The 4233-nt window shown below is 46.6% G+C and carries 5 protein-coding genes; 4 read left to right on the top strand and 1 reads right to left on the bottom strand.

Features of this window, described 5'->3' with window-relative positions:
* On the top strand, positions 1-930 hold a 930-nt coding region (locus ABCM67_RS16080), incomplete at its 5' end, for an aldolase/citrate lyase family protein (protein ID WP_342993051.1).
* A 156-nt stretch (positions 931-1086) separates the two neighbouring features.
* Here the strand turns inward: ABCM67_RS16080 and ABCM67_RS16075 are convergent.
* Positions 1087-1965: a homocysteine S-methyltransferase family protein gene (locus ABCM67_RS16075; protein WP_022426289.1), complete on the bottom strand. Its 879-nt coding sequence runs from the start codon at positions 1963-1965 to the stop codon at positions 1087-1089.
* A gap of 299 nt (positions 1966-2264) precedes the next feature.
* On the opposite strand from ABCM67_RS16075, the gene ABCM67_RS16070 reads away from it, so the two are divergent.
* The 3 genes from ABCM67_RS16070 to ABCM67_RS16060 all read left to right on the top strand — a co-directional run.
* Positions 2265-2990, top strand: coding sequence for a polysaccharide biosynthesis tyrosine autokinase (locus ABCM67_RS16070; protein ID WP_015525686.1), 726 nt, complete (start codon positions 2265-2267; stop codon positions 2988-2990).
* A 36-nt stretch (positions 2991-3026) separates the two neighbouring features.
* Entirely contained in the window at positions 3027-3743 is a 717-nt protein-coding gene (locus ABCM67_RS16065) for a CpsB/CapC family capsule biosynthesis tyrosine phosphatase (protein ID WP_015525687.1), read from the top strand.
* A gap of 12 nt (positions 3744-3755) precedes the next feature.
* Positions 3756-4233 (top strand): Wzz/FepE/Etk N-terminal domain-containing protein (locus ABCM67_RS16060; protein WP_342993048.1); only part of this gene is annotated, 478 nt, incomplete at its 3' end.

The raw sequence follows: 4233 nt of genomic DNA, 5'->3' as shown, positions 1-4233 counted from the left end.
GATAAGGAAGAGCGGGAAGAACTTTTGAGACTTCGGAACCAAAAGGATATTACAGCCGATGGCAAGGAGATCAAGCTTCTGGCAAACATCGGAAATCTGGATGATCTGAATACGGTTCTTTATTACGGAGCAGCAGGTATCGGCCTTCTTCGAAGTGAATTCCAGTATCTCGGAAGAGAGAATTATCCAAGAGAGAATGAGCTGTTCCGTGCCTATAAAAAAGTAGCTGAGGATATGGATGAACGTCCGGCAGTGATCCGTACCGTGGACCTGGGGGCAGACCGTCAGGCAGAATATATGGCAATTCCTGATGAGGTCAATCCTATGATGGGAAACCGCGGCATCCGCCTCTGCCTGGATCGCAAAAAAATGTTTAAAGCGCAGCTTCGGGCTATTTACCGTGCAAGTGCCTATGGAAATATCAACCTGATGTATCCGATGATCACGTCCGAGGATGAACTGGATGAGATCGAGAAGCTGATCCGTGAGGTAAAAAAGGGCCTGGATGAGAAGAACATTCCTTACAAAAACATCCGTACCGGAATTATGATCGAAACACCGGCAGCGGTCATGATCAGTGAAGAACTTGGAAAACGTGTGGATTTTCTGAGCCTAGGAACCAATGACCTGACCCAGTATACCCTGGCTATGGACCGGCAGAATCTTCTTTTGAAGGATAAATACAACGATCATCATCCAGCGCTTGTAAAGATGATCCGCATGGTAACAGAGGCAGGACATAAGTCAGGATGTGAAGTTTACATATGCGGAGAGCTGGCAGCAGATTCCAATCTTACAGAAGCTTTTATCCAGATGGGAGTGGACGGCCTTTCCGTTGTTCCTGCCTGTGTACTTCCAGTGCGAAAAGCGATCCGCAGCTCCTATGCGGATGAGGCAAACCGGCCGGAAGAAGCAGTAAAAGAGAAATAATATCCGGAAAAATAAAAATCCTGAGAATTTCTATGTTGATATCTGTTGATATCTCACATAGGATCCTCAGGATTTTTTTGACGGAATCTTTCACTCACGGCTTATTGCTGTTCTCAATTGAAGCAGTGCGTGGAAGCATATCTGTTCCGGTTAAAGTTATCGAAGTCCAAGCACCTGGGCGGTTTCCGAAATAAACTCCGGTGTGGTACCACAGCATCCGCCGATCACGGAAGCACCGTTGTCCACCAGCACCTTCATATAACCTGCAAAATCCGCAGGGGTCATGCTGTAAACTGCATTTCCAAGATCATCGATCTGGGGCATTCCCGCATTGGGTTTGGCAATGACCGGAATGGAAACGTTCTCTTTGATATTGCGGATAACCGATACCAGCTGGTCCGGGCCAACCGAGCAGTTGATGCCGACAGCGTCTGCACCTGCAGCTTCCAGGGACATGGCAGCCTCTATGGCATTTCCGCCGCTGAAGATACTTCCGTCTGCTTCTACAGTCACGGTACAGATGATAGGAAGCTCGCAGACACTCTGGCAGGCGTCTACAGCAGCCAGTGTCTCCTCGATATTGATCATGGTTTCTGCTACGATCAGGTCCACACCTGCATCACGGAGATAGCCGATCTGTTCCTGATAGACTTCGAAGGCTTTTTCGTAAGTCATGTCACCGGCCGGTGCCATCATCTTGCCTGTGGTGGTGATATCACCTGCTACGAAAACACCCTCCGGTGCGATCTCCTTTGAATAGCCGGCCAGGGTATGATTGATCTGTTCAATCTGATCCTCCAGTCCATGCATAGTGAGGTTAATACGGTTTCCGCCGAAGGTAGGCGCATAGATGATATGGCTTCCCGCTTCGATGTATGCCTTCTGCAGAGACTGGATCACATCCTTGTGCTCAAGCACCCAGCTCTCTGTGCAGACACCACGTGGCATGCCGGCCTTCATCAGGTTGGAGCCGGTAGCACCATCCAGCAGCAGGACATGATCTTCGGTCAGTTTCTGAAATTCCTGTTTTGTCATATGTTTATATCCTCCTTATGGCAGCCAATCACGGTTGGCAAAAAATAGGGCTCCTCCTGTAACCGCTGCACTCATTGCCGTGGGTTTATTTTAACACAGGGAATAAAAATAATCTATCCTGTTTCTGGGCCGGGGAATAAAAAATAATAAAAATTAGGCAAATTGTACATATTTAACGACTTTTCTGTCGAATAAAGAACTTGCGTATTAGAAAATAGGATTGTATAATAACCTATAGACATGCCCAAAGGGCAAGACTGTCATCAGATAGAACATAAAGGTAAAGGTGAAAAGGAATTATGATTAAAGTTAAACTGAGCAACTGGAAGTCTGATCACCAGATGGATGAGGCTTATAAAGCTCTGCGAACAAATATCCAGTTCTGCGGAGCAGATAAAAAAGTGATCGCACTTACCAGCTGTACTCCTAATGAGGGAAAGAGCAGTGTGGCATTTAATCTTGCTGCCTCTCTTGCTGAGAGCGGCAAATCAGTGCTTCTGATCGATGCCGATCTGCGTAAATCCGTTTTGATGGGACGTGTGACAGTAGACCAGGAGGTAATGGGACTTGCTCATTATCTTTCCAAGCAGGCTAAGCTTTCTGACGTGATCTGTGCCACTACACTTCCGAAGTTCCATATTATCTTCTCCGGTATCGTACCTCCGAACCCGGCAGAGCTTCTCGGAAACAGACTCTTCAAGGATATGATCCGCGTGGTAAGAGATGTTTATGATTACGTTATTGTAGATACACCGCCGCTTGGACTGATCATCGACAGTGCTATCATAGCAGATTCCTGCGACGGATCTGTAATCGTCGTTGAATCCGGTACCATCAGCTACCGTTTTGTACAGGAAGTAAGAGATCAGCTTGCCAAGAGCAACTGCCCGATCTTGGGAACCATCCTGAACAAGGTGGACTACAGCAAGGCCGGCAATTACGGTCACTATGGCAAGTATGGTAAATACGGCAAGTACGGTAAGTATGGTTCCTACGGAGATTATGGTGAGAGCAGCAGTAAATAAAAAAACATTGACAACAGAAATGAGTGGGTTATTTTAATGAAGGGACTTTATGATATTCATTGTCATATCCTCCCCGGGGTGGATGACGGTGCAAGAAACATGGAAGAATCACTCTGGATGCTCAACAAGGAGTATCAGGAGGGCGTACGTCATGTGATCCTGACACCACATTTCCGGTACGATATGTTTGAGCCGCATATGAACATTGTGACAAGACAGTTCATGCAGCTGCGTAGAGCAGCCATGAATATTGGTGATGAAGGCATGAGACTTTATCTGGGCTGTGAACTCCATTCCAGTATGGATATGGTGGAATGCCTTAAGAAGGGACGGCGGCTTACCCTTGCAGGTTCCAGATATGTGCTTGTGGAATTCAGCAACGGAGATGAGAAAAATTATATTGAAGAACGGGTCAGAAGTCTTCTGATGAATGGTTTTATCCCGATCATCGCTCATGTGGAACGTTATAAGGCTACCCGGAACGATATTGGATTTTTGACAGAGCTGAAGGATATGGGAGCACATATCCAGGTCAACGCAGATACCATCAGCGGTCAGGACGGATTCGGGGCAAAAACCTTTGCACGGAAAGTCATGAAGCATGGGCTTCTGGATTTTGTCGGTTCTGACGGACACCGTAAGACGGAGCGTATCCCGGAGATCGGCAAATGTGTCGCCAAAATGGAAAAAACAATGGGGAGCGAATATGTAAAGAAGATCTTTATCAAAAATCCCCGGAAAATCACAGGGTAATGGAGAAAAGAAATGGAAAATCAGACTGTTAACAACAACGACGAAGTAGAGATCGATCTTGGTGAGGTATTTCACCTGTTACTGAGCAAGCTGGGTGTTATCATTTTATCCGGTATTGTTTTCTGCCTGGCAGCTGTTATGGGAACCATGCTTCTGATCACACCGAAGTATGAATCCACAACCAAGATCGTGGTACTGTCCAAGCAGGACAGCAGCACACTGACCAATCAGGATATCCAGACAAGTACATCACTGACCAAGGACTATGCGGAGCTGATCAAGAGCCGTACAGTTACTGAGGGTGTGATCGCACAGCTGAAACTGGATATGACACATGAGGAGCTTCTTAAGAAGCTTTCCGTAGATACACCAACGGATACACGAGTAGTATCCATCACAGTTACAGATACCGATCCTTATACAGCGGCAGAGATCGCAAACGCAGTAAGAGATATTGCTTCCAAGCATATCCAGCAGGTTATGGATATCA

This window comes from Blautia sp. 2227st1_G12_2227SCRN_220401 (genome assembly GCF_039062885.1).
GTDB lineage: Bacteria > Bacillota > Clostridia > Lachnospirales > Lachnospiraceae > Blautia_A > Blautia_A fusiformis.
This window is presented reverse-complemented; position numbering and strand designations above follow the sequence as displayed.

What these genes read in the sequence shown, in the direction of transcription:
- ABCM67_RS16070 (WP_015525686.1), top strand. Translation starts at nt 2,265, where the DNA reads ATGATTAAAGTTAAACTGAGCAACTGGAAGTCTGATCACCAGATGGAT.
- ABCM67_RS16065 (WP_015525687.1), top strand. Translation starts at nt 3,027, where the DNA reads ATGAAGGGACTTTATGATATTCATTGTCATATCCTCCCCGGGGTGGAT.
- ABCM67_RS16075 (WP_022426289.1), bottom strand. Translation starts at nt 1,965, where the DNA reads ATGACAAAACAGGAATTTCAGAAACTGACCGAAGATCATGTCCTGCTG.